The sequence below is a fragment of the Pseudoalteromonas sp. 20-MNA-CIBAN-0454 genome, from assembly GCF_040308685.1.
In the GTDB taxonomy this organism is placed as follows: Bacteria; Pseudomonadota; Gammaproteobacteria; order Enterobacterales; family Alteromonadaceae; genus Pseudoalteromonas; species Pseudoalteromonas nigrifaciens.
Window position 1 is genome coordinate 1 of record NZ_JBEOOB010000121.1, and the last position, 373, is coordinate 373.

At 38.9% G+C, this 373-nt stretch carries 1 pseudogene; it reads right to left on the reverse strand.

Annotation, left to right across the window (positions count from 1 at the left end):
* Nucleotides 1–373 (reverse strand): annotated as a pseudogene (locus tag AAEZ22_RS18225) (RNA-guided endonuclease InsQ/TnpB family protein); the annotation flags it as partial.

Below are 373 nucleotides of genomic sequence, written 5' to 3' on the forward strand. Positions count from 1 at the left end.
GTAATCGTTTGATCCTGATTGTCTGTTTACTGGTATCTATCGGCTCCACAAAACTGCCATCAGAAAGGGTAATTAGGTGTTTCACGCCTAAATCTCCCCCAATCATGGCGTTTGATGGGTGCTTAGGTGGTGCTACTTCTTGTTCAACTTGGATTGAAACAAACCAGTGCTTTCCTTTTTGTGAAACAGTGACGTTTTTAGCTTTTCCTAAAATAGCTTGGCTTTTTCTAACATTAACCCAACCGATTTTAGGTAAAAAAATACGTTTCCCATTCTTGTCGATTTTAAAGCCTTGAGGAAAACTAAAGCTATTCACCTCTCCTTTTTTCTTAAAAGTAGGCATCCGTTTGAGTGGTTGGTTTTTATCGAATGC